23 protein-coding genes are annotated in these 22,466 nt (G+C 67.8%); 17 read left to right on the forward strand and 6 right to left on the reverse strand.

Translation table 11 applies throughout. The features are described 5' to 3' along the window. Nucleotides 1-137: 137 nt before the first annotated feature. The 4 genes from PKD89_RS00660 to PKD89_RS00675 all read left to right on the forward strand — a co-directional run bounded on the left by PKD89_RS00660 (nt 138) and on the right by PKD89_RS00675 (nt 2,830). Nucleotides 138-557 (forward strand): hypothetical protein, encoded by a 420-nt coding sequence (locus tag PKD89_RS00660; protein WP_289010758.1) that lies wholly within the window; start codon nt 138-140, stop codon nt 555-557. A 589-nt stretch (nt 558-1,146) separates the two neighbouring features. Further along, nucleotides 1,147-1,560 carry a type II toxin-antitoxin system VapC family toxin gene (locus PKD89_RS00665; RefSeq protein ID WP_289010757.1) on the forward strand — a complete coding sequence of 138 codons (414 nt, stop codon included), beginning with the start codon at nt 1,147-1,149 and terminating at the stop codon, nt 1,558-1,560. Between the two features lie 227 nt (nt 1,561-1,787). Continuing rightward, nucleotides 1,788-2,561: a hypothetical protein gene (locus PKD89_RS00670; protein WP_324332213.1), complete on the forward strand. Its 774-nt coding sequence runs from the start codon at nt 1,788-1,790 to the stop codon at nt 2,559-2,561. Between the two features lie 38 nt (nt 2,562-2,599). Next, a complete protein-coding gene (locus PKD89_RS00675; protein ID WP_287389595.1) occupies nt 2,600-2,830 on the forward strand; it encodes a hypothetical protein in 231 nt (76 codons plus the stop codon). 41 nt (nt 2,831-2,871) lie between these two features. Here the strand turns inward: PKD89_RS00675 and PKD89_RS00680 are convergent, their stop codons facing one another. Beyond that, nucleotides 2,872-3,105, reverse strand: a complete 234-nt coding sequence (locus PKD89_RS00680) for a hypothetical protein (protein WP_287389593.1) — start codon at nt 3,103-3,105, stop codon at nt 2,872-2,874. A 174-nt stretch (nt 3,106-3,279) separates the two neighbouring features. Here PKD89_RS00680 and PKD89_RS00685 point away from each other — a divergent pair, with 174 nt between their 5' ends. The 7 genes from PKD89_RS00685 to PKD89_RS00715 all read left to right on the forward strand — a co-directional run bounded on the left by PKD89_RS00685 (nt 3,280) and on the right by PKD89_RS00715 (nt 8,769). Next, a complete protein-coding gene (locus tag PKD89_RS00685) occupies nt 3,280-3,492 on the forward strand; it encodes a type II toxin-antitoxin system VapB family antitoxin (RefSeq protein ID WP_289010755.1) in 213 nt (70 codons plus the stop codon). Further along, nucleotides 3,489-3,899, forward strand: coding sequence for a type II toxin-antitoxin system VapC family toxin (gene vapC / locus PKD89_RS00690; RefSeq protein WP_287389589.1), 411 nt, complete (start codon nt 3,489-3,491; stop codon nt 3,897-3,899). The genes PKD89_RS00685 and vapC overlap by 4 nt, the downstream gene beginning before the upstream one ends. A 62-nt stretch (nt 3,900-3,961) precedes the next feature. Beyond that, entirely contained in the window at nt 3,962-7,366 is a 3,405-nt protein-coding gene (locus PKD89_RS00695) for a TM0106 family RecB-like putative nuclease (protein ID WP_289010754.1), read from the forward strand. 44 nt (nt 7,367-7,410) lie between these two features. Beyond that, the gene (locus tag PKD89_RS00700) at nt 7,411-7,659 is read left to right on the forward strand and encodes an AbrB/MazE/SpoVT family DNA-binding domain-containing protein (RefSeq protein WP_289010753.1); all 249 of its coding nucleotides are present in this window, start codon (nt 7,411-7,413) and stop codon (nt 7,657-7,659) included. After that, nucleotides 7,656-8,057 carry a PIN domain-containing protein gene (locus tag PKD89_RS00705; protein ID WP_289010752.1) on the forward strand — a complete coding sequence of 134 codons (402 nt, stop codon included), beginning with the start codon at nt 7,656-7,658 and terminating at the stop codon, nt 8,055-8,057. Before PKD89_RS00700 ends, PKD89_RS00705 begins: the two co-directional genes overlap by 4 nt. A 118-nt stretch (nt 8,058-8,175) precedes the next feature. Then, nucleotides 8,176-8,442, forward strand: a complete 267-nt coding sequence (locus tag PKD89_RS00710) for a WXG100 family type VII secretion target (protein ID WP_289010751.1) — start codon at nt 8,176-8,178, stop codon at nt 8,440-8,442. A gap of 51 nt (nt 8,443-8,493) precedes the next feature. Beyond that, nucleotides 8,494-8,769, forward strand: a complete 276-nt coding sequence (locus tag PKD89_RS00715) for a hypothetical protein (protein WP_287377809.1) — start codon at nt 8,494-8,496, stop codon at nt 8,767-8,769. Between the two features lie 125 nt (nt 8,770-8,894). Here PKD89_RS00715 and PKD89_RS00720 read toward each other — a convergent pair whose 3' ends face one another. Together PKD89_RS00720 and PKD89_RS00725 are read right to left on the reverse strand one after the other, a co-directional pair. After that, nucleotides 8,895-10,145 (reverse strand): DUF1565 domain-containing protein, encoded by a 1,251-nt coding sequence (locus tag PKD89_RS00720; protein WP_324332214.1) that lies wholly within the window; start codon nt 10,143-10,145, stop codon nt 8,895-8,897. Nucleotides 10,146-10,294: 149 nt separating this feature from the next. After that, nucleotides 10,295-12,073: an acetyl-CoA carboxylase biotin carboxylase subunit gene (locus tag PKD89_RS00725; RefSeq protein WP_289010750.1), complete on the reverse strand. Its 1,779-nt coding sequence runs from the start codon at nt 12,071-12,073 to the stop codon at nt 10,295-10,297. 104 nt (nt 12,074-12,177) lie between these two features. Here PKD89_RS00725 and PKD89_RS00730 point away from each other — a divergent pair, with 104 nt between their 5' ends. After that, a complete protein-coding gene (locus PKD89_RS00730) occupies nt 12,178-12,996 on the forward strand; it encodes a biotin--[acetyl-CoA-carboxylase] ligase (RefSeq protein ID WP_289010749.1) in 819 nt (272 codons plus the stop codon). A gap of 138 nt (nt 12,997-13,134) precedes the next feature. On the opposite strand, the gene PKD89_RS00735 is transcribed toward PKD89_RS00730, so the two are convergent. Further along, a complete protein-coding gene (locus PKD89_RS00735; protein WP_289010748.1) occupies nt 13,135-13,995 on the reverse strand; it encodes an aminotransferase class IV in 861 nt (286 codons plus the stop codon). A gap of 23 nt (nt 13,996-14,018) precedes the next feature. Beyond that, entirely contained in the window at nt 14,019-15,248 is a 1,230-nt protein-coding gene (locus PKD89_RS00740) for a chorismate-binding protein (RefSeq protein ID WP_289010747.1), read from the reverse strand. A gap of 64 nt (nt 15,249-15,312) precedes the next feature. Between PKD89_RS00740 and PKD89_RS00745 the strand changes: the two genes are divergently transcribed. Genes PKD89_RS00745 through PKD89_RS00755 form a run of 3 tightly spaced genes read left to right on the forward strand, consistent with a single transcriptional unit; the run spans nt 15,313 to nt 19,190 of the window. Continuing rightward, on the forward strand, nt 15,313-16,884 hold the full coding sequence (locus tag PKD89_RS00745; protein ID WP_289010746.1) for an LCP family protein: 1,572 nt from the start codon (nt 15,313-15,315) through the stop codon (nt 16,882-16,884). 24 nt (nt 16,885-16,908) lie between these two features. Further along, nucleotides 16,909-18,201 carry a UDP-glucose/GDP-mannose dehydrogenase family protein gene (locus PKD89_RS00750; RefSeq protein WP_287377786.1) on the forward strand — a complete coding sequence of 431 codons (1,293 nt, stop codon included), beginning with the start codon at nt 16,909-16,911 and terminating at the stop codon, nt 18,199-18,201. Between the two features lie 2 nt (nt 18,202-18,203). Next, complete coding sequence (locus PKD89_RS00755) at nt 18,204-19,190, forward strand: NAD-dependent epimerase/dehydratase family protein (protein ID WP_289010745.1); 987 nt, start codon at nt 18,204-18,206, stop codon at nt 19,188-19,190. Nucleotides 19,191-19,202: 12 nt separating this feature from the next. Here PKD89_RS00755 and PKD89_RS00760 read toward each other — a convergent pair whose 3' ends face one another. Continuing rightward, the gene (locus tag PKD89_RS00760; protein WP_289010744.1) at nt 19,203-20,165 is read right to left on the reverse strand and encodes a GDP-L-fucose synthase family protein; all 963 of its coding nucleotides are present in this window, start codon (nt 20,163-20,165) and stop codon (nt 19,203-19,205) included. A gap of 39 nt (nt 20,166-20,204) precedes the next feature. Between PKD89_RS00760 and PKD89_RS00765 the strand changes: the two genes are divergently transcribed. Continuing rightward, nucleotides 20,205-21,332: a glycosyltransferase family 4 protein gene (locus PKD89_RS00765; protein ID WP_289010743.1), complete on the forward strand. Its 1,128-nt coding sequence runs from the start codon at nt 20,205-20,207 to the stop codon at nt 21,330-21,332. Beyond that, complete coding sequence (locus PKD89_RS00770; protein ID WP_289010742.1) at nt 21,329-22,465, forward strand: glycosyltransferase family 4 protein; 1,137 nt, start codon at nt 21,329-21,331, stop codon at nt 22,463-22,465. Before PKD89_RS00765 ends, PKD89_RS00770 begins: the two co-directional genes overlap by 4 nt. Nucleotide 22,466: the final 1 nt, after the last annotated feature.

The following is a 22,466-nucleotide window of genomic DNA, read 5'->3' on the forward strand; positions in this document are numbered from 1 at the left end:
CTCAGGCTCAGGCTCAGGCTCAGGCTCAGGCTCAGGCTCAGGCTCAGGCTCAGGCTCAGGCCGAACACGAGCGGCGGTGGGCCGTTCTTTCCCAAGATGGTTCCAGCCCCGCCGAGAAGCTGTCCGCTGCCACAGAGATGCTAAAGACTCCGGGCTGGGACGCTCACACGCAGCTGTTTCTCAAGGGGGCGGTGGCGTACTACATCGCGGTGTTTGGATTAGTTGAGCGATATGGCGAGGCTGACCGGCTCTCGTCCGAGGTGGTAGCGCAGGACCCGAGCGATGCCAACGTGGATACCCGAGGTTGCGTGCTGGCGATGATGGGCGCCGGGCTTGAGGCTGTGCCGATGCTGAAGCGGGGGTTGATCGGCATCGATGAGCTTGGTCTTGGTGATGAGGAACTGGGGTGGTGCCACTCGTTCCTGGCCAAGGCTCACCTCGACGGTGGTGCGGAGCCCGAGGCCAGGTCGCATGCCCTCAAGGCTGCTGAGCTTGGCGCGACGATCCCTGCGTTTGACGAGGTTCAGCAACGTCTCGGGCTGTCGCAGATCGACTGAATTCAGTCGGTTGCCGTGAACACCGCTTGTAGCCCATCGTCGGGGTGGAAGGTCCAGGTCACATTTACGTGGTCGGCGTCGGCCTCCTGGGTGCCGTCGAGCGCCCGAGTCTGTCCCATTCGTTGGACTGCTGCGGATGAGAAGCCCAGTTCATCCATTGGCGGATGTCGAGAACCGCCGGAGGTCGCCACCCCGGTGGCGTCCGAGCGAGCTGAAGAAGTCCCTGCTGTGGGTGGGGTCCACACGCGCCCGCGATCGGCTCTACATCACCTGGGCAGGCACCCCAGGCAGGTTCCGCAGCTGAGCCATCGAATGCGTTGTCTGCCACCCGTCGACGGAGTACATTTAGATCCATGGCAGAAGTAAAGAAGCGACGGAAGGGGACCACCCGCGTGAGTTCTCAGCGCCAGGTGACGATTCCTGCTGAAGCGTTTCGCTCTGCTGGTTTCGCAGTTGGTGATCAACTTGCTGCTCGATCCGATGGGCCTGGTCGGGTGACGTTCGAGCGAGTCGATGATGTGCTCGCTGAGTTCGCCGGGGCCCTGACCGGCGTCTACGAACCCGACGAACTCGACAGACTGCGTGATGAATGGGACTGACCCACTTGGATGCAGGGGTGCTGATCGGGTTCCTCAACGCGGAGGACGCGCATCACGGGTCGGCAGCCAAGGCGATTGGGGATGCGCTTTCGGAGAACCAAACGCTCGCGATGTCAGCTTCAGTTTTCGCCGAGATTCTGGTCGGACCATCCAGGAGCGGCGCCGAGGCGGTTGAGGTCGTGCGCAACATGGTGGCCACCTTGCCCATCGGGACGGTTCCGATTGGCGATGAGATAGCGGTGACGGCTGCAGGACTGCGGGCTCGTCACCAATCGCTCAAGCTCCCGGACGCTCTGGTCATTGCTGCGGCCAAGGTGGAAGGCGCAGATCGGCTCGTCACCACCGATCGATGCTGGCCAGCAGCCAAGCGCCTCGGCATCACGACGGAACTGCTCATTCTTTAGGGCAGCCGGTTGATGCCCGCGGGATCTCTCCCCAGGGGGTGCGGATCCGTACCTGCGCAACGTGCCCTCAGGACCTCTGGGCCAGTGACAGGTGCTCGACTGAAGCCTCGGGGTTGTCCGAGCGGGCGACGTCGACCACCGCCTGAAACAACGTCACCGATGGGGGCGTCACCGCCGACGACCTCGACGGTGGGTCCGACCAGCATTCCTTCGCCGGCTACCACAGCTTGCGGTCGGGGCCCGAGCCGGTGTTGGCCGGGTTTCGCACCCGGCCCGAGATGCTTGATGCGCTGGTCGAGCAGGTGCGCAGCTGGATCGACGAGGGGGTCGATCCGATCGCCATCGGCGTGGCGGCCCGCACGAACAGGCAGGTCGAGGCCGCCAAGGGTGTGCTGGACTCGGCCGGGCTGACCACCTGTCTGTTGCCCCAAAAGGACCTGCCCAGCAAGCCCGGCGTTCGACTGGGGACGATGCACCGCATGAAGGGACTGGAGTACGAACGGGTGGCGGTCAGCGACGCCGACGACGCCAGCGTGCCGGCGCCGGACGAGCTCGACCGGCATCGCATCGGTCTGCAGGCTGCCCGACGGGATCGTGTGAACCTCTTCGTGGAGAGTGCCGAACGGCTGCTTGTTCGCATGGAGGCTGCAGCCAACACGGCCAACTCGAAGGTGTTGCTCAACCCGATCCAGTCGCCGGCCGTCATCAAGGCGAGCAACAGCGTCGTCGAGGGCGTCGGCGAATTCCACGGGTTGCTTGAGATCGAGGCGTCCCTCCAATCGGCCGAGGCCCGAAAGTGGAAGCACGCTGCCTCCGAGACCTGGGACACGACTTTTGAGCGAGGGGCTGCTGGCATCGGCACGGTGAAGACCTTCGGTGGCGACACTTTCAGCCAGGCGAAGTCGGCAACGGGCAAGCTCTCCGGGAAGCTCTCCGGGAAGCTCTCTGGCCGGAAGCTGCGCAGGCGCGGAAGCGGTGACCGGGAAGGAGATGGGGCCTGACCCCAGCTACGTTGGCTGTACGAAGGAGGCGACTTTCTATGGCGAAGAACTTCGATGAACTCGCACAACCCATCATCGATGACCCAGTGCGTGCAGTCCGTGTCGAGCGGTTCGTCGTCGAGGCCCTTGAGCAGGTCGTCACCCTTGAGGGCTCGGAGCAGGACGAGGCCGCCGAGGACTTGGTAGATCAACGCGAACTCGAGCTGGCCCGAGCCGAGAACGAGTTCCTCGCCTGGGAGGAAGTCAAAGCTGACCTCGGCCTGGCCTGAAGCTCCCACCCCGTCCAGAGTGACGGGCTCGCCGGGTAGAGCTACTTCCCAGCGTAGGTGGTGAACTCCGAGAGCGGGCGGGTGGCGTAGTCGTCGGCCTCGGCCTCAATCGCCGCAATGGTGGCGTGTTTGCCGTCGAGGATGTCGGGCTCGCCGGTGGGCTTGTAGAGATAGCCGTCAGCATCGGCGAGGTAGTCGCCGTATGGGTACAGCGGGGTGTCGGGCGTCGGCCTCGGCGCATTCTTCCGGGTCGGTTCGGTCGTGGTGGTGCTCATAGGAAATCGGCCTGTGTGCCCGGCCTCAGCTTCATAGAGTGGATAACTCGGCGTTCAGTATCGGACGGTACGTAGACAATTTCCAGTAGCTGTCCGGTCTGGGTCGCTCCGAGGAGGACTCCATCCGGCGGGTGGTCGTACACGTTCTTTACACGTGAGGTGTAGGATAGGTGTATGGCTCGAACTCGAACCAACATCGAAATCGATGACGTTTACGTTCGGGCGATCATGGATCGCTTCTCCGTGAACACCAAGACTGAGGCGGTGGACCTGGCGCTCCGTCATCTTGCCGGTCAGCCGATGTCCCGTGAGGAAGCACTGGCCATGCGAGGTGCCCACGCCATCGGTGTGCTGCCAGCCGATAGCGGGCCGGCCGACGCAGCGTGATCCTCGCTGACACGTCGGCGTGGGTTGAGTTCGATAGGGCCACAGGTAGCGAGGTTGATCGCAGGCTGACCGACATCATCACCACCAGCGAGCCCCTCGGCGTCACTCAGCCGGTGATCATGGAACTGGCTGCTGGCGCGCGAAATGACGAACGCGAACAGGACATCCGGCGGCTTTTGGGGCGTTTTGATCTGCTCAACTTCGATGCCGTGATCGACTTCGATGCCGCTGCCCGTATCTACCGGACGTGTCGACGGGTCGGAGTTACTCCACGAGGCATGGTCGACTGCATGATTGCCGCCATTGCACTGCGGTACGGGGCCACATTGCTGGCCCAGGATGGTGACCTCACTCGCGTCGCCGCCGTGATGGGGATCCCGCTGGACGAGGCCTCGCCCCAGGGTTGAGCGGCTCTCAAGCTATGGGGTCAGCAGGGTGTGGTCCGCGTCAACCGGGTCATGATGTTCGGGTGACCGCTCGGCTGCTGACCCCGTCCAAGATCACCGCCTGGCTGTGCTGCGAGCACGCCCTCACGCTGCAGCACCAACTGGAGTCCGGGGCGATTGCCCCGGTCCCTCAGCCGTTCGGCTCGTTCGCCCGATTGCTGGCCAACAAGGGGTTGGAGCATGAGGCGGCGTGCCTGGAGGCCTACCGGGCGCAGGGGCTGTCGATACTTGAGATCCCCGATCGAGCGCCGACCGAGCGGTTTGCCGACTGGGTGGAGCGCATCGGCGACCCGTTCGCCGGGGACCACGACGTGATTTACCAGATGCCGTTCGCACACGACGGAGTTCGCGGCGTGGCCGACTTTGTGCTGCGGGTGATCGACGAAAAGACCGGACAGGTGAGCTACGAGCCGGTCGACGCCAAGTTGGCTCGCTCGGAGGCAAAGCCCGGCCACGTGCTGCAGCTGTGCTTCTACGCCGAGGCGATCGAGGCACTCACCGGCATCAAGCCGAAACAGATGCACCTGTGGCTCGGATCGGGTGAGTTCGAGACGATTCGAACCGACGATGTGATGCCGTATTGGCGACACCTGCGATCGGGGTTCCACGAGCTGATGAGCGAGGAGGGAGCGAAGGCGGACACCACGCCCGTCCCCTGCGACCACTGCGAGGTCTGCGACTTCGAAGCGACGTGCGCTGCCTGCTGGCGCTCCGAGGACGCAGTGCACCTGGTGGCCAACGTCCGGACGATGGACGTCCCGCTGCTGGAAGCGAGCGGCATCGGGACGCTTGCGGGCCTGGCCGATGCGCGCCCCGGCACCGAGGTGGAAGGCATCGACCCGGATCGGCTGGCCCAGATGTCCATCCAGGCGGAGCTGCAACGGGTCGCCCGCGACTCGCCCGACGAGGCGCCGCCGTTTCGATTCATCGACGTGGCGGATGGACCACCCGGATCGCTGGGGTACGAACAACTGCCCAAGCCCGACGATGGCGACGTGTTTCTCGACTTTGAGGGCCACCCGTTCTGGCGGCCCTCGGACGACCTGATCTTTCTGTTCGGGTGGATCTGTCGCGACCCCGACGGGGATGGAGCCGGGGATCGGGGCGGCGACGGCTGGACCTACCACGCCCGCTGGGCACATGACCTGGCCGAGGAACGCACGCAGGTCGGGGCGCTGATCGAGTACCTGGCCGAGCGGCGTGTGCGCTACCCAGACATGCACGTCTACCACTACAACCACACCGAGCGGTCCGCTCTGGAGCGCCTGGCAGGGCAGTACGGGGTGGGGGAGGTGCTGCTCGACGACCTGGTGGGCACCGGGGCGTTTGTCGACCTGTTGGTCGTCATCCGGGGCGGGATGCAGGTGGGCGTCGAGTCCTACGGGCTGAAGCACCTCGAAGCGCTCGCCGGGTATCAACGGGGTGATGACATCGAGCAGGGCGCCGGGGCGGTGGTGGCCTACGAGGAGTTCATGGCCGGCGGTGACCCGGCAACGCTCGACCGGATCGCCGCCTACAACGCCGACGATGTGCGGGCGACTCGGGCCGTGCGTGACTGGCTGGTGGAACAGCGGAACGACGCCCACGACTGGCGAGACGCTGAGCTGGTTCCGAACGAACTGCCCGAAGAACTCGAGGCCCGGGTTGAAGCGCTCAAGGAGTTTGGCCCCGACACCGACGAGCACCTCCTCGCCGACGTGCTGGGCTACTGGCAGCGCGAGTGGAGTGCGCACAAGGCGCAGCAGATGTCCCGTTTGGCGGGCTCAACATCCTCGTTGTTGGATGACCCGCTGGTGATCGGATCGTTGAGGTGGGAGGCCGAGATCCCAAGGGTTCACAAACGGCACGGTGGGGCCATTGACCCGGCCATGCGCTTCTCCTTTCCACATCAGGACGTTGAGAGCTGGGCCAAGCCCGGCAAGCAGGTGTTTTTCGAGGCTTTGGATGGCCAAACGGGATACTCCAGCGTGGTCGCCGCTGAGCCCGGGGTCCTTGATCTGGCATGGAACGAGAGCAGCCGCGAACTGGGCGTGTTGCCGGAGGCGATCGTCTTCAACGACTGGGTGGCGCCCAAACCCAAGCCGGAAGCGCTGGACGACTTTGCTGCCCGGTTGCTGGATCCGGAGGCGTTCGGGGCGCCCAACCCCGTGTCGTTGGCGCTGCTGCGTCGTGAGCTTCCCCGGTTTGTGGACAGCGAGGGACCTCCCGGTGCCACCTTCGCGGGGGACCTCGACGAGATGCGTCGCTGGGCGCCCTCTTTGGATCACAGCTACGTGGCGGTCCAAGGCCCGCCCGGCACGGGCAAGACCTACAGCGGAGCGCACCTGATCCTGGAGCTGATCCGCTCGGGGCAGCGGGTGGGCATTACTGCGTTCTCCCACAGCGCCATCGACAACCTGTTGAGCGCAGTGGTGAAGGTGTTCGGGGACAACGGGGAGTCGGAGCTGCTCCGGGCCGTGCGGCGCGGAGCAGAACCGCGATCGGGCGGGTTGCCGGGCGTGACGTACGCCGGAGGCAATCTGGCGTGTGCCAACGGCACGTACAACCTGGTGGCAGGCACCACTTGGCTGTTCGCCGGCAAGGACCTGCGAGGTGCGCCGGTGGACACGCTGATCGTCGACGAGGCCGGCCAGCTGTCGCTGGCCGACACGCTGGCGGCCTCCGGAGCCGCGACGAACCTGATCCTGCTGGGCGACCCGTTGCAGCTGGCCCAGGTGTCCAAGGCGTCCCATCCGCACGGCTCCGGGGCGAGCGTGTTGGAGCACGTGCTGGGCGACGAAGCGACCATGCCGGCGGAGCGGGGTGTGTTTCTGGACGTGACCCGCCGGATGCACCCGGACGTGTGCCGGTTCATTTCCGAGCGGGTCTACGACGGCCGGTTGGTGAGCCACGAGTCGTGCGCACAGCAGACGACGGAGTTCGGCACCGGGCTGCGGTGGGTGCCGGTGCGCCATGAGGGTCGCTCAACCGAGTCGGTGGAGGAGGCCGAGGCTGTGGCCCGCGAAGTTGACCGGCTGCTGGGCACCGACTGGACGAATCAGCGTGGCGAGACCCGGCCGCTGGAGGCGTCGGACATCATGGTCGTTGCGCCCTACAACGACCAGGTGAACCTGATGAGAGTGACCTTCGAGGCGCAGGGGATGGCCGGGGTTCCGGTGGGCACCGTCGACAGGTTTCAGGGCCAGGAAGCGGCCGTGGTCTTCTACACAATGACCGCTTCGAGCGCGTCCGACGCTCCTCGGGGAATCGACTTCCTGTTCTCGCAGAACCGCCTGAACGTGGCGATCAGCCGGGCTCGCTGCCTGGCGTACCTGGTGAGCACCCCGCAGTTGGTCAACGTTAAGGCGGGCAGCCTGTCGAGCATGCGCCTGCTCGCCAACCTCTGCGCATTTCGCGATCAAGCGACAAGGCTGCCCGTCCGGGAGTGATCGCGCCGAGGTATCCTTACCTACCGCGCTACGTAAGGAGTCACATGGACGTCGCAGCGAAGCTGACCTCCAAGGGGCAGGTGACCATTCCCCGGGCCGTCCGCGAAGCGCTTGGCGTCAGCACCGGGGATCAGCTGATCTTTCGGGTTCAGGGCACCCGAGCGGTGGTCGCCCGAACCCCCGAGTTCCTCGACCTCGCAGGTTCGGTGCCGGTACCCGAGAGCAAGCGTGGCGCATCCTGGGACGAGGTGGTTGAGAGCACGCGACGCAGTCGCGCATCCGAGCGGCGGTGAGCGCATTCCTCGACACCAACATCCTGATTCGACACCTCACCGGTGACCCTCGGGACATGGCGGGGCGAGCTACCGCCTACCTTCGGACCGCTGACGAGCTTTTTCTCGCCGACCTGATCGTGGCAGAGACGGTGTACGTGCTGGAGTCCTTCTATGAGGTGCAGCGTGTCCAGGTGGCCGAAGCGATGCGCTCGCTCCTGGCGATGAAGAGCGTGGTCACGCTGGATGCTGTCGTGCTGCTGCGAGCCGTGGAGGTGTACGAGGTCGAGCGGATCGACTTTGCCGAGGCCTATCTGGTGGCCTGCGCCGAACGTGCCGGCGTGGGCCAGATCGCCTCGTTCGATCGGTCGATCGATCGGGTCGCAACGGTGCAGAGGATCGAACCGCCGCCGGTCTGAGACCACCGGCGGGAGACCGCCGGCACCGGCCCGGAGCCTGCCCCGGGTTGTGATGCCCGGTGACAGGTGGGGCGCATCTCCTTACGGTGAGCGAACACTCAACGAAGGGAGAGCGGACATGGCCTTCATGGGCATGAATCCGGCACAGATGCGGACGTTCGAGACCAGCCTCGATGCTGAGGCGAAGCGGGTGCGGGCGGTGATCTCGGATCTCGATGGCCGCGTGGCCAAGGTGGACTGGCGCGGGCCGGACGCCAGCAAGTTCAAGTCGTCGACGTGGCCGTCGGCCCGCAGCCAACTGGAGAAGCTGGTGGCGGGCTACGAGCAGCTGCGGGAGATGGCCAAGACCCAGCGCGTTCAACAGGAGCGCACGTCGGCTCGCTGAGCCGGCCGAGCACGAAATCACCAACCAGACAACACAGACAGGAGCGAGACGATGGCGGATACCGAACTGGGTGGCGACCCGGTACAGATGAACGACCTGGCCGGATACCTGGCCAAGAAGGCGGCCGAGATCGACGGCAACGTCAACGACCTGCGGGCAAAGAGCCGATCGGTGATGTGGGTGGGCAAGGACGCCGACACCTACCGCACGGCCCAGATCGACGGGCAGCTTCGCAAGTCGTCGGAGGCGGCCACGGCCACCCTCCGGTCAGGCGAGAAAATGTTGACCGAGCAGGCCCGCGGCCAGGAGCAGGCCTCGGCCAGTTAGCGATCGACGATGGGCTCCGAGCGGGGCGTCTCGACAGCGTGGAAACCCCTGCTACCCGGTCGAGAACGCGGAACAGCCCGGCACACGGCCGGGCTGTTCCTGACTACGTGTGACCGCTGGGGTCGTCAGCTACCGGTGCAAGGTCCGCTGCTGGCCAAGTTCCATGGCGAGAAGTCGACGCCCGGCGTCACGGTGCTGGCACCGGGAGCGCCCGGGCCATCGGCCGAGCCCCACCAGTTGCACTTGGCATCGAGATCGTTGGGCCGAGCGGCACCGGTCCAGCGAACCCCGATCTTGGGGACGTCCACAACGGTGGCCCCGCTCCAGAGACCGCCGTCAAAGCTGTTGCCGCTGATCGCAGCGTTCACGGTCGTCGGCCCGCATGCTCCGGCTACGTAGAAGTTGATGCCGGCACGGTTGTTGACGAACGTGTTTCCGGTGAAGGTGTTGAGGTCCGAGTCGACGTTGGTCCCGTTGCACACCTGGCCGTACACACCCGAGCCGAAGCCGGTGAAGGTGTTGTCGCTGACCGTGTTGCCACCGGCGGTGATGACGACGCCCGCCGGAGACCAGTCGGGTGAATCCCAGCCTGTCGAATCAAGGTTGTTGTTCGACACCGTGATCGTTCCGGGGAACGGTCCGCCCTGGTACTCGTTGATCCAGATCGCCCGGTTGGTGACGTGGTGGATCGAGTTGCCGGTGATCGTTCCCGACACGACAGGATGGCCCGAATCGAACTGGGTCACATCGATCGGAGAGCGGAAGTTGGTGAAGGAGTTGTCCTTCACCTCATACGTTCCGGACTGAACCATGACGGCCGCGTCGGTCATCGTCGTGCAGGCGTAGCCGCAGTCGGACACCCATGGGCCACCGGTGAACACGTTGTTCTTGACCGACACCTGCGGACCGCCGAACAGCGAGACGAGGTGATGGGTCGACGGGGCGATCAGCGACGCGTCGCCCTGGGGGTCGATGGTGAAGCCGTCGATGGTGACGCTGAACTCACCGGTCGCTGCCGCCGGATGAGGTTCGCCCGGATTGCGGAACCCCTTGACGACGCTTCCTACGGTGCGTAGTGCCGGAGTGACACCGGCGCTTCTCCCGGCGTTGGCGCCCTCGAAGACCAAGCTCTTGGTCACCGACACGAGCTCGTCATAGGTGCCAGCGGCGACGTGGACGGTTTCACCCGCCACAGCTTGCGAGACGGCGTAGTTGATCGTGAGACATGGCGTCGCCGACGCAGCGCAATCGCTGGCATCGACGCCTGTTGGCGAAACATAGCGACCACTGTCCGACGGCGGATCCGGAACGCATGCGGTCACCGCTAACGCAGCAACAGCGCAGGCGCCAAAGAGCAGCTTCTTGACATTCCTCACGAGACGTTCCCCCCGGTAAGGCGAACCGCTCCGGTCCGCAGATTGTGGAGCGTATACCGACGGAGGTGTCCCGGGGGCAGAATCCGAACAAGTCCGGTCAGAACCGGTGTTCCCCTGGTGGGTCCGTCCCCGCGAGGGGTGAGCTTTGGTTACTCGGCTGGGGTGATGATGATGACGACGTCGCCGTTGGACACCGACGAGCCGGTCTCCACCTTGACCTCGGCCACCGTGCCGTCGACGCCGGCGGCGATGTTGTTCTCCATCTTCATCGCCTCGAGCACACACACGGTGTCGGCCGCTTCGACCTCTTGGCCGACCTCGACGAGCACCTTGACGATGGTGCCCTGCATCGGTACGGCCACCGCTCCCGTCCCGGCAGCGGCGATCGCGCCGCCTCCCCCTCCGGAGCGGCGCGGCCGCGGCCTGGCGGCTGCCCCACCGCCGCCGGACGCAGCGATCTCGGACTCGGGGATCCACATCTTGACGTCGAAGCGCTTGCCGCCGACCTCGACGAGGACGTTGCGCTCCACCTTTTGCTCAGCATCGTCGGCGTCCGGGGGTGCCCCCGCAGCGCCACCGATGCCGGTGAGGTCGAGCACCTCCTCGACCCACTTGGTCGAGTGCTCGATGGCGGCAAAGTCGGGGTGCGACAAGATGGCCAGATCGGCGGGGATCGTGGTGGCCACGCCGGTGATCGTGGTCTCCTCGAGCGCACGGATCATGCGGGCGATCGCACGGTCGCGGTCACGACCCCACACGCACAGCTTGCCGGTCAGGTTGTCGTAGAACTGGCTGACCTCGTCGCCGGTCTCGTAACCGCCGTCCCAGCGGACGCCGATGCCGGCGGCCATGTCGAGCTCGGTCAGCGTGCCCGGGCTGGGCAAAAAGGCGCCCTCGGCCGGGTCCTCGGCGTTGATGCGGCACTCGATGGCGTGGCCGTTGATCTGGATGTCGTCCTGGGTGAACGGGAGCTCTTCGCCCGCGGCCACCCGCAGCTGCAGCTCGACGAGGTCGACGCCAGTGATCAGCTCGGTCACCGGGTGCTCAACCTGGAGGCGGGTGTTCATCTCCAGGTAGAAGAACTCACCGTCCTGGTAGAGGAACTCGACCGTACCGGCATTGACGTAATTGCAGCCCGCGGCCACGGCTACGGCGGCCTCGCCCATCGCGGTGATGATCTCGGGGTCGATCCCGGGGGCCGGGGCCTCCTCGATCAGCTTCTGGTGGCGGCGCTGCGCCGAGCAGTCCCGGGTGCCCAGGTACACGTGGTTGCCGTGGGTGTCCGAGATGGTCTGCACCTCGACGTGGCGCGGCTTGGTGAGGTAGCGCTCCATGTAGGCCTCGTCGCGACCGAAGTACGCCAGGGCCTCGCGCTGGGCGGACTCGAGTGCTGCGGCGGCCTCATCGGCGGACGCGACCACCTTCATGCCACGACCACCACCGCCGTAGGCGGCCTTGATGGCGATCGGATAACCGAACTCCTCACCGAAGGCGGTGACGTCGTCGGGGCCCTCGATCAGCTCGGTGGTGCCGGGCACGCCCTGCACGTTCACCCGCTCGGCGGCGTGGCGGGCGGAGATCTTGTCGCCCATCACCTCGATCGCCTCGGGCGGCGGGCCGATGAAGGCCACCCCGGCCTCGGTGATGCGGCGGGCGAAGTCGGCGTTCTCGGAGAAAAAGCCGTAACCGGGGTGCACCGCCTCGGCGCCCGACTGCTCGATCACCTCGATCAACTTGTCGGCGTTGATGTAGCTCTCGGCCGCGGTTTGGCCGCCGAGCGCATAGGCCTCGTCGGCCAGGCGCACGTGCAGTGCCTCCCGGTCCAACTCGGAATAGACGGCGACTGAGGTAATGCCGAGTTCGCGGCAGGCTCGGATGACCCGCACTGCGATCTCGCCACGGTTGGCGATCAAGACCTTGGAGAACACGTGGCCTATCGTTGCCGGGTGCCCGGGGGTCGTGCCACTTTGTCGGCAAAGGATTGTCTTCGGTGGCCTTCGGTGGGGTGTTGCATTGTCGGTCGGAGGGCCCGATGAGCAGTCCAGACGCGCCGGGGTCGGCCGGTTTTGGTGAGCTGCGTTGGGTGGAGGTGTGCAACTCGACCAACACCCTGGTGCGGTCGTTGATCGCCGAGCTGCCACCCCACAACGCACCCAGGGCGGTCGCCGTCGCAGACGCCCAGAGCGCCGGGCGGGGACGGCTGGACCGTCGCTGGGAAGCGGCAGCCGGCTCGGCGCTGATGCTGAGCGTCGCCCACGAGGCGCCCAGCGATCCGGAGGTGCTGGGAGCGTTGCCCCTGGCGATGGGACTGGCCGCCGTCGAGGCGATTGCGGCGACGGTCGGGGCGATGCCAGGCCTGAAGTGGCCCAACGACCTGTTGGTCGAGGTTGGCGGTCCGGACGACTGGAAGAAGGTGGGCGGCATCCTGGGGGAGTCGTTCGACGATCCCCGTCCCGTCGCTGTTGGGCGGGTGGCCGTGCTGGGGATCGGCATCAACACCGGGTGGGACGCGCTGCGAAGCGACCTGCCGGAGGCCACGTCGCTCAACCTGGTCACCGGAGTCGAGGTCGACCGTCGGGAGCTGGCGATGGCACTGCTCGCCCGGTACCGGTCGTGGTGGCAGCGGTTGCTCGACGGCGATCGGGCCGGCTTCCGGGCGGCGTTGGAGGGCGCCTCGCTGACGATCGGCCGGCGGGTGCGGGTGGAGCTGCCCACCTCCGAGGTCCTGGGCGTGGCCGAGGCGATCACCGCATCGGGAGCGCTGGTCATCGTCGAGGACGGCGGCGCCCGTCGGGAGGTGACCGTCGGCGACGTCGTGCATCTTCGTCCGCTCGACGACCCTCAGAAGTGATCGCCAGCGTCAGCGGCGGCGGTGACCATCGTGCGCCTGGCGGTCGAGCACGGTGGGGTTGACGAGGGCCACCGGGTCGAGTTCCCAGTTCCCAGTTCCCAGTTCCCAGTTCCCAGTTCCCAGTTCCCGATGGCCGGCTCACGGGTCGGGGGTGGTCGCCCGAAGCTGGGACCAGTAGGCGTCGAGGCGCTGCCAGACCGGGCCGTCACGTCCGGGCATCGGCTGGTAGTCGATCGACTCCACCGGGATGATGCCACGCACCGACGACGTCAGGATCACCTCGTCGGCCTCCGAGGCATCGTGAGCGTCCAGGAGCTCGCCCACCGTCACCAGACCGGACTCCAACAGCAGCTGGCGGGTAATCCCGGGTAGGCAGCCGGTGTCGAGATCGGGGGTCTCCACCCGGGCGCCCGACACGACGATGACGTTGGTGGTGGTGCCCTCACACAATTCTCCTGCCGGGGTTTGATAGAGGCACTCGGTGGCGCCGCGGCGCCGTGCAGCCCAGGCGAGCACCGCCCTGGTGTTGGCGGCCCCGGCAAGCGTTTTGTGCCCGGCATCGAAGCGCTCGGGATCCCGAGGGTGGGCGCCGGTGACCGCCGAGACCGCCGAGATGGGTACCGAAGCGTCGACCTCGGTCAGGGTGGCCCACACGGTCGGCGAGGTGGCCGGATCGGCGGGAGCGCCGGGCCCGGCGGTGATGGTCACCCGCAGGCGTCCGTCGCCCACGCCCAGCTCGGACGGCAACCCCGCCAGGCGCTCCCACGGCACGTGCGCCGCGGTGAGCCCCAGGTGTTCGAGCGAAGCGGCGAGGCGACGGCGATGGCGTGACAGGGCGAACGGCACCCCGTCGACGACCCTCATCGTCGTGTAGACCCCGTCGCCGGAGGTGACCCCCCGGTCGTTGCTGGCGATCGTGAGAGCACCGGGGTCGATCAGCTCGCCGTCGATCAAGGTCCACGATCGGAGCGCAGGGGTGGTGTCAACCGGAGTCGCCATAGGAGCGGTCTACCGGCGTTGGTTCACCAGGTGCGCACCGCAGGGACATCCAGGCCGAGCGGATCACCCCGGGTGGCGAGCGGATCCTCGGCCAAAGTGAGCAGGCGAGCGGCCTTGAGCTCGGTCTCGGACCACTCGTCCTCGGCATCGGAGTCCCAGGTGATCGCCCCGCCGGTGCCGAACGTCCAGCGCCAGGCGTCCGGCCAATCAGCGACGGCCGATGCGGCCCAGAAGGTGCGGATGCTGACCGCCAGGTCGGCTGTTTGGGCGTCGGCATCGACCCAGCCCAGAGCGCCGCAGTAGGGACCCCGGCCTTCTGGTTCGAGCGCATCGATCACCTCGAGGGCGGCCAGCTTGGGGGCGCCGGTGACCGAGCCCGGTGGGAAGACGGCGTCGAACAGCGCGGCCCAACCAACCCCGGACCGGAGCCGACCCGACACGGTGGTCACCAGGTGCACGAGGCCGGGGTGGGATTCGAGGCGCAACAGGTCGGGCACCTCGACCGAGCCCATCGTGCACACCCGACCCAGGTCGTTGCGCACCAAATCGCAGATCATCACGTTCTCGGCGCGGTCCTTGGCGGTGAGCTGCTCGGCGGTCACGGCCGTTCCCTTGATCGGCTCGGACGTGACCAGGTCGCCGTCGCGGCTGAGAAACCGTTCCGGGGAGGCGCCCACCACCCATGCCCCCAGCTCGGGCAGGCACAGGCTGGCGCCGAAGGGCGCCCGGTGGGCGGTGGCCTGCGCCGTGGTGAGCGCCAGCGCCGAGGCGCCCGGGTGGTCCCGCCGGATCGGTCCGGCCAGCCGACGGGTGAGGTTGACCTGATAGACGTCGCCGGCGGCGATCAGCGCCCGGATATCGCCAACCCGGTGGGAGTAGTCCTGGCGCGAGAACGACGAGACCCACGAACGCGGCGGTTCGTCCTCGGCGGGCACGACCGGGGGTGGCAACCCGTCGCCATCGCTCTGGGACTCGGGCTCGGGATCGACCCGCACCGGGGCCGAGTGAGGGAAGCGGGCCGCCAGCATCGGCCCCTGGGCGGGTAGGCACACGATCCACCGTCCGGTGCCGTCCAGCACCGCCGGATCGTGGCTGATTTCGGGCCGGCCCCAATGCCAGCGGCCGTCGGCGAGCGCCCACGAACCGGCGGGGTCGAGCCGGTCCGGCACCACGACCGTCGGATGTGGGGCTGGGCGGGTGGTCGGGTCTTCGGAGGTCCCGGAGCGAACTGCGCTCCGCTGAGTGGGCTCCATCATCGGGAGCGTAGGTGAACACCCGTGTACTGCGAATCACCGAGGGTTCCGGTATCGTTTCCGGGTGCCTCGACTGCCTCGCAAGTCTTCTCAGCCCCGTCGCTCCTGGCCGCAGCGGTTGCTGGTGGCGTTCAACGGGGTCTTGGTGGTCAGCTGCATCGCCGCCGCCGTCGGCCTGTTCTACACCCGGGTGCTGGTCCAACGGATCGACACCGTGTCGGTGTCCCAGGCGACCCGCAGCGACACCCGCAACGCCAAGGATCCGATCAACTACCTGATCATCGGCACCGACAGCGCAGCCACCCTCGACAAGAGCGACCCGATCAACACCGGCCGGGAGGAGTACGGCGAGCTGGCCGACGTGATCATGGTGCTGCGGGTGGACCCCCGGAGCGGACAGGCATGGCTGCTGTCGGTCCCCAGGGACTCCCTGGTGCCGATCTCGCCATCGGGCCGGGAGTCCAAGATCAACTCGGCGCTGAACGGCCCGGGCGGGGCCAGCGACCTGATCCAGACGATCAAGCGCAACTTCGGCGTATCGGTCGATCACTACGTCCAGATCGACTTCCGGGCGTTCAAGCAGATCGTCGAAGTGCTCGGCGGCGTCCCGGCCTACTTCATCAACCCGGTGCGCGATGCCAACACCGGCCTGCTGGTCGAGGAGACCGGCTGCACGGTGCTCGATCGGGACCAGGCCTTGGCCTACGCCCGAGCCCGCCACCTGGAGTATCAGCAGCCCGACGGAACCTGGGAGACCGACCCCCGCGGTGACCTTGGACGGATCCCCCGCCAGCAGCAGTTCGCCAAGCTGTTGATCCACAAGGCGCTCGGCAACGGCATCCGTAACCCGGGCAAGGCGCTGGGCGTGGCCAACTCGGTGATCGACGTCGTGAAGATCGACCAGCAGCTGTCGGTGCAGCAGTTGGTCGACGTCGGCTCGCAGTTCCGCACCTTCTCGTCCGACCAGCTGAAGACCTACCCGCTGCCCACCTCGGACTACACCACCGAGTCGGGGGCCTACCAGAAGGTCGAATGGGACGACGCCCGCCAGTACCTGCGGGTGTTCCAGGGCCTGGAGACCGGTCAGCGCCCCGTGCCCCGTGACGTCATCGTCGACGTGATCGGCGACACCGAACAGAACACCACCGCGGTCATGAAGTCCCTCGGCAACCTGGGCTTCGATGCGTCCACCATGGTGGACGACACCAGCCGAGACGTCCCGCTGATCACCTACGGGCCGCTTGGGGCGTCCGGCGCGCTGCTGGTGGCCCGGGCGATCGACGGGCCGGTCGAACTGCGCTCGGATGATGCGATCGAGGGGCAGCGGGTGCTGGTGGAGCTGGGGGACCTCACCCCGACCGTGCCCGATGAGCTGCGGGCCGAGGCCGACGTGGACCCCGAAGTGCTCATCGACCTGGCCCAGGCCGGGGCGACCACCGACGCCGGCGAGAACCCGCCGAGCACGATGGGTGATCCCAACACGACCGAGCCCGGCGAGGGCACGACCACGGTCCCCGAAGCGACCAGCACGACGGTGTACGGCGAGGACTCTCCGCCCGAACCCGGTCTGGTGGGGTCGGAGTCAAACGCCATCGTGCCGATCGACTACGAGCGGTCCCTCGCCTGCAGCGGCTAGCTCACGACCTGCCAAGATGATCCGGTGTCGTCACGGATCGCAGTAGTAGGAACGGGATACGTCGGTCTGACCAGCGCAGCTGCGTTGGCTCACCTGGGCCACGACGTTGTCGGCATCGACATCGATGCCAACAAGGTCGAGGGCCTTCAGCGGGGCGAGTTGCCCATCCTGGAACACGGGCTCGACGAGCTGGTCGCCGAGGGCGTCGACGCCGGGCGATTGCGCTTCACCACCGACGGGGTGGCAGCGGTGGTGGACCGCCAGTTCATCTTTTTGTGCGTGCCGACGCCCCAGGGCGCCGACGGCGCCGCCGACCTGAGCTACATCCAGGAGGCGGCCCGCACCCTGGGCCCGCACCTGGCCAGCGATTCGGTGGTGGTCAACAAGTCGACCGTGCCGGTCGGTTCGGCCCGTGTGGTTGCCGCCGAACTGCGTCGCGACGACGTGTCGGTGGTGTCGAACCCCGAGTTTCTTCGCGAAGGATCGGCGGTCGCTGACTTCCTCAACCCCGACCGGGTGGTGATCGGCTCCGACGACCGGGCGGCGGCGATGGCCACCGCCGAGCTGTACTCGTCGCTCAACGCCCCGATCATGATCACCGACCCGGCATCGGCCGAGACGATCAAGTACGCCTCCAATGCCTTTCTGGCCACCAAGCTGAGCTTTATCAACGCAGTGGCCGCCGTGTGCGAGGCGGTGGGCGCCGACGTGGCCGACGTGGTCACCGGCATGGGCTACGACACCCGAATCGGGCCCGAGTTTCTGCGTCCCGGCCCGGGCTGGGGCGGGTCGTGCTTCCCCAAGGACACCCAGGCGATGGTGCGGATCGCCGCCGACGCCGGCTACGACTTCGGCCTGTTGAAGGGCGTTGTCGAGGTGAACGACCAGCAGTTCGACCGGGTCGTCGACAAGATCCGACGGGGCGCAGGCGGGACGCTCGAGGGCGCCACCGTCGCCATCTGGGGACTGACGTTCAAGGCCCGCACCGACGACCTGCGGGACTCGCCGGCGATCGAGGTGGCGAGCCGCCTGCTCGCCGCAGGCGCGTCGGTCACCGCGTATGACCCGACCGTGGAACCGGGCGACGAGTCGAAAGCGGTGCCGGACGGGGTGCGCGTGGTTGGCGACCCGCTCCAAGCCAGCACGGATGCCGCGGTGCTGGCGGTGATGACCGAGTGGGACCAGTTCCGCTGGGTCGACCTCCACCGGGTGGCCAAAGCGATGACCGGAGACGCCGTGATCGATGGCAGAAACCTGCTCAACCCGACCGAGGTGCGCGCCGCCGGGCTGAGCTACGACGGCATCGGCAGGAGCTGAGGATGGCCGAGCAACCAGACGCCCAACAGCCGTTGACCGAGCGTGTCGTGATCGTGACCGGTGGGGCGGGGTTCGTCGGGTCCCACCTGGTCGATCGGCTGGTCGAGCGGGGAGACCGCGTTGTCGTCGTCGACAACGTCGTCACCGGCACCTGGGACAACCTGGCCCATCTGGGCGACCGTATCGAGCGCGTCGAGGCCGATGTGTCCCAGGGGCTCGCCCTCGACACCCTCGGCGACCGCACCCCCGACACGGTGTACGGCGTGTGTCACCTGGCCTCGCCCGCCTCGCCGCCCGCCTATCTGGCGCTACCGGTCGAGACGCTGATGGTCGGCTCGGAGGGCACCCGCCACGCCCTCGAGGTGGCCCGTCAACGCGGTGCCCGCTTTCTGCTGGCGTCGACCAGCGAGATCTACGGCGACCCCGAGGTGCATCCGCAGCCCGAGACCTACCTGGGCAACGTCAACGCCATCGGTCCGCGCGGCTGCTACGACGAGGCCAAGCGCTTCGCCGAGGCGATGACGATGGCCTACGCGCGTACCCACGGGGTGTCGGTGCGCATCGCCAGGTTGTTCAACACCTACGGTCCGCGGTTGCGGGCCGAGGACGGCCGGGTGGTGTCCAACCTGTTGACCCAGGCGATGGAGAACCGGCCGATGTCGATCTACGGCGACGGCACCCAGACACGGTCCTTCGGCTACGTCGACGACACGGTGGACGGCCTGCTGCGGCTGCTCGACAGCGACGTGCAGATGCCGGTCAACCTGGGCACCCCGACCGAGTTCTCGATCCTCGAGCTGGTCGAGGCCGTGCGCCAGGTGACCGGGACGACCGCCGAGGTGGTGCACCTGGAGTTGCCCACCGACGACCCGACCCAGCGTCAGCCCGACATCGGTCGCGCCAAGGAACTGCTGGGCTGGAAGCCCGAGGTCACCCTGATCGACGGCCTGCACCGCTACGCCGACTGGCTCTCCGCCCAGACGGCGTAGGAGGAACTCGGGTTAGTTCGCTCGGGCCTCGGCCGCTTCCCGGTTGTTGAGGAACCACTCGATCGTGGTTTTCATGCCCTTGCGCAGCTCGGTGTTGGCCGTCCAGCCGAACAGCTCCTTGGCCCGGCTGGCGTCGACCCCACGCCGGGGCTGGCCGTCGGGCTTGGACGTGTCCCAGCGGATCTCGCCGGCGTACCCCACCAGCTCGGCCACCAACGGGACCAGCTCGGAGATCAGCATCTCGTGGTTGCTGCCCAGGTTGACCGGATCGATCCCGTCGTAGCGTTCGGCGGCGGCGAGGATGCCGGCGGCGGCGTCGTCGACGTACAGGAACTCGCGGCTGGCCGACCCGGTGCCCCACACCTCGATGAAGGGCGCATCGGCCTCCTTGGCTTCGACCATGCGTCGGATCAGCGCCGGGATCACGTGGCTGACCTTGGGGTTGAACTTGTCGCCCGGCCCATACAGGTTGGTCGGCAGCAGGTAGATCGCTCGCTGGCCGTACTGATCGGCGTTGGCCTGAATCTGGGTGAGCATCGCCAGCTTGGCGACGCCGTAGGGGGCGTTGGTCTCCTCTGGGTACCCGGTCCACAGCGAGGATTCCTGGAAGGGCACCGGCGTGATCTTCGGGTACGAACAGATCGTGCCCACCGCCACCGTCTTGGCCACCTCGTGGCGTCGGGCTGCGTCGATGACGTGGGTGCCGATCAGCAGGTTGTCGAGGTAGAGATCGCCGGGCCGCTCACGGTTGGCGCCGATGCCACCCACCCTGGCGGCCAGGTGGATCACCAGGTCGGGGGCGGTGGCGCTGAACAGCTTGTCGGTGGCGGTCGGGTCGCGCAGGTCGCACTCCGCCGAGGTGGGGGTGATCACTTCGCCGGGCGCCAGCGGGGCCAGCGCGCGCTGCACCGCCGAACCCAGAAAGCCGGTCCCCCCGGTGATCAGCACGCGGCGTTCGCTCCAGAAATCGGACATGTACGCATCGTACCGGCGGCGCCGTGTCACGCTGGAGCGGTGCAGCGACCCACCGTGGCCGTCCCCCTTCAGTTCTGCTGGCAGTCCACCCCAGGTGGGACCGGTCGCGCCGCGATCGAGCTGACCGCAGCGTTGCGCAACGAGGGCCTGGCCGACGTCGTCGGGGTCGTCCCCCGCATCGGGACCCCAACCGAGGGCTACGAGCCGAGCGTGCCCACGGCGGCCGCTCCCGCCCCGCCTTGGCCGGCGCTGCCCGCACCGTTGCTCAACTCGGCTTGGCAACGCCTGGGGTGGCCCTCGATCGAGGGCGCCGTCGCCGCCGCCGGACGGGGGCGCGTCGACCTGGTGCACCTGATGGCGCCGATCGTTCCCCGCCGGGGGAGCGCCCCGCTGGTCGCCACGTTGCACGACCTCTTTCCGCTCCGCTTCCCCGAGTCGTTCAGCCGTCGCGGCGTCGCCGTGATGACCCGCGGGCTGGCCCTGCTTGCCGACCGGGCCCAGCTGGTCGCCTGTTCCAGCGAGGCGACCGCCGCCGACGCGGTCGATGCGGGCTTCGACGCCGCCCGCCTGCGGGTGATCCCGCTGGGGGTGAACGCCTCGCCGCAGGACGCCGCCGCCGTCGCCGCCGTACGCCGCCGCTACTCGTTGGAGCGGCCGTACGTGATCTGCGTCGGCACGCTCGAGCCCCGCAAGAACCTGGCGGCGTTGTTACCGCTCGGGACCGAGCTCGACCGTCGGGGCGTCGACCTGGTGTTCGTCGGCCCGTCGGGTTGGGCCGATGTCCATGCCACGGTCACCCGGGCGCCGTCGGTGCGGTGGCTGGGGTTTGTGCCCAGCGCCGACCGGGACGCCCTCCTTGCCGGGGCCGACGTGGCCGCCCAGCCCAGCCTGGACGAGGGTTTCGGCCTGCCGGTCTTGGAGGCGATGGCCCAGGGGACGCCGGTGGTGACCTCGGCGGCCACCTCGACCGCCGAGGTGGCCGGTGACACCGGGGTGCTCGTCGACCCCCGTCGCGGGGACGAGGTGCGCGAGGCGGTGCTGGCGCTGCTCGACGACCCCGACCGGGCGGCCGCCCTCGGCCACGCTGGCCGTCGCCGGTCGGCCGAGTTCACCTGGCAGCGGTGCGCTCGAGCCACCGCCGCCATGTACGGCGAGCTGCTGACATGAGCGACTCTGGGGCGTTTCCCCGGGTAGGAGTGAACCTGCTGTGGCTGCTGCCGGGCCGGGTGGGAGGTTCCGAGCAGGCGACGATGCGCCAGCTGAGCGCCCTGGCCGAGCTGCCCGAGGCTACGAACTATCACCTGTTCTGCACCCCCGAGGTCGCCCGGGCCCATCCGGCCATCGTGAGGGCCTTTGCCGTCACCGAGCTGGCGGTGGACGCCGATTCGCGGCTGCGGCGCATCGTCGCCGAGTCGAGCACCCTCGAGCGCGCCGCCAGCCGGGCCGGCGTGCAGCTGATGCATCACCCCGGCGGCACGCTGCCCATGCGCAGCCGGTTTCCGGCGGTGGTCACCATCCACGACATCCAGCCCCTCGACCTACCGCAGTACTCATCGGCGCTGAAGCACCGTTACCTGGCGATCAGCCTGCCCCGCACGGTTCGTCGGGCGCGGGGGATCGCCGTGCCCTCGGCTTTCGTCGCCCGTCGGGTGATCGTTCGCTTGGGTGCCGATCCCCGGAGGGTCGCCGTCATCCCGTGGGGTCCACCCCGGGCCGCCGAACTGTCCTCCGAGCAAGCCTCGTCGCCATCACAGCGTGACGGCAACGACTACCTGCTGTACCCGGCGGTCACCTGGCCGCACAAGGGCCACTTGGCACTGCTCGAGGTGATGGCGGCGCTGCCCGAGGACATCGATCTGGTGCTCACCGGGGCGGAGGGTCCCGCCCACGCCGCCGTTCTCGACGCGGTGACCAGGCGTGGCCTGGGCAACCGGGTGCGCCATCTGGGCCGGCTATCCCAGATCGAGCTCGACGGGCTGTACCGGGGCGCCCTGGCCGTCGTCGTCCCCTCCGAATACGAAGGGTTCGGCATGCCGGTGATCGAGGCCGAGGCCGCCGGCGCGCCGGTGATCGCCTCGGATCATCCCGGTCTCGACGAGGCCTGCGGCGACGCCGCGCTGCGCGTGGCGACCGCCGATGTTGCGGGCTGGGTCGCCGCAGTCCAGAGTGTTCGCAGCGACACGCAGCGTCGTGAGCGCCTGGTGGCCGCTGGCCGCCGGGTGGCCGCCACCTTCAACTGGACCGACTCGGCCCGGGCACTGGTTGCCCTCCACCGGTCGGCTTGGGAGTCTCCCTCGTGAA

It is taken from the genome of Candidatus Neomicrothrix sp., assembly GCF_035329545.1.
GTDB classification, from domain to species: domain Bacteria; phylum Actinomycetota; class Acidimicrobiia; order Acidimicrobiales; family Microtrichaceae; genus Microthrix; species Microthrix subdominans.

Excerpts from the sequence above, each read along its gene's own strand:
- PKD89_RS00660 (WP_289010758.1), top strand. The coding sequence starts at position 138 with ATGCTAAAGACTCCGGGCTGGGACGCTCACACGCAGCTGTTTCTCAAG.
- PKD89_RS00665 (WP_289010757.1), top strand. The coding sequence starts at position 1,147 with ATGGGACTGACCCACTTGGATGCAGGGGTGCTGATCGGGTTCCTCAAC.
- PKD89_RS00675 (WP_287389595.1), top strand. The coding sequence starts at position 2,600 with ATGGCGAAGAACTTCGATGAACTCGCACAACCCATCATCGATGACCCA.
- PKD89_RS00680 (WP_287389593.1), bottom strand. The coding sequence starts at position 3,105 with ATGAGCACCACCACGACCGAACCGACCCGGAAGAATGCGCCGAGGCCG.
- PKD89_RS00685 (WP_289010755.1), top strand. The coding sequence starts at position 3,280 with ATGGCTCGAACTCGAACCAACATCGAAATCGATGACGTTTACGTTCGG.
- PKD89_RS00700 (WP_289010753.1), top strand. The coding sequence starts at position 7,411 with ATGGACGTCGCAGCGAAGCTGACCTCCAAGGGGCAGGTGACCATTCCC.
- PKD89_RS00710 (WP_289010751.1), top strand. The coding sequence starts at position 8,176 with ATGGCCTTCATGGGCATGAATCCGGCACAGATGCGGACGTTCGAGACC.
- PKD89_RS00715 (WP_287377809.1), top strand. The coding sequence starts at position 8,494 with ATGGCGGATACCGAACTGGGTGGCGACCCGGTACAGATGAACGACCTG.
- PKD89_RS00730 (WP_289010749.1), top strand. The coding sequence starts at position 12,178 with ATGAGCAGTCCAGACGCGCCGGGGTCGGCCGGTTTTGGTGAGCTGCGT.
- PKD89_RS00735 (WP_289010748.1), bottom strand. The coding sequence starts at position 13,995 with ATGGCGACTCCGGTTGACACCACCCCTGCGCTCCGATCGTGGACCTTG.
- PKD89_RS00740 (WP_289010747.1), bottom strand. The coding sequence starts at position 15,248 with ATGGAGCCCACTCAGCGGAGCGCAGTTCGCTCCGGGACCTCCGAAGAC.
- PKD89_RS00755 (WP_289010745.1), top strand. The coding sequence starts at position 18,204 with ATGGCCGAGCAACCAGACGCCCAACAGCCGTTGACCGAGCGTGTCGTG.
- PKD89_RS00760 (WP_289010744.1), bottom strand. The coding sequence starts at position 20,165 with ATGTCCGATTTCTGGAGCGAACGCCGCGTGCTGATCACCGGGGGGACC.
- PKD89_RS00770 (WP_289010742.1), top strand. The coding sequence starts at position 21,329 with ATGAGCGACTCTGGGGCGTTTCCCCGGGTAGGAGTGAACCTGCTGTGG.